The following is a 558-nucleotide window of genomic DNA, read 5'->3' on the forward strand; positions in this document are numbered from 1 at the left end:
CGCCCCACGGGGAACGCTGCACGGCGCTCGCCCACGCGGCACGCCTCGCCGAGGACCCGGCGGTCCGTGCCGAGCGCCTGGTCGCCGCGGCGGACCACGCGCGCCTCGCGGGCCGCCCGCACCGGGCGCGTGAACTTCTGGACCAGGTGGGCGACTTGGCGGGTCGGGATGCCGTACGGGGCCGCGCCGCACTGGTCCGCGGCCTGCTGGCGCTGCGCGACGGCCCGGTGGCGGACGCCCGCGAATCCCTGCTGCTGGCGGCCCGCCTCTGCGTGGCGCCGGCTTCCCTCGAAGCGCGCCTCGGCGCGGCGGAGGCGTCCTGGGCGCTGGGGGACGCGGCGGGATACCGGGAGGCGGTCGAGCACGGCGGCGGTGCGCGTCCGGCGGATTCCGCGCTGGACTACCGGGTCGGCATGGCCGCGTCGCTCGGGGAGCGCGCAGGGGTGGGGCGGGTCGCGCTGCGGCGGGTCGTGGCGCGGTCCGCCGGGGAGCGGGAGCCGGGGGTGCTGCTGCGGGCCGAGGCCGCCGCCCTCGTCGCCGGGGATGTCGACGCGGCCT

General features: G+C 80.6%; 1 pseudogene. It reads left to right on the forward strand.

The annotated features are described in order from the left end of the window. Positions 1–558, forward strand: a pseudogene (locus tag OKJ99_RS10800) (LuxR family transcriptional regulator); the annotation flags it as partial.

Origin of the sequence: Streptomyces endophyticus, assembly GCF_035798155.1 — a bacterium.
Classification (GTDB): Bacteria; Actinomycetota; Actinomycetes; order Streptomycetales; family Streptomycetaceae; genus Streptomyces; species Streptomyces endophyticus.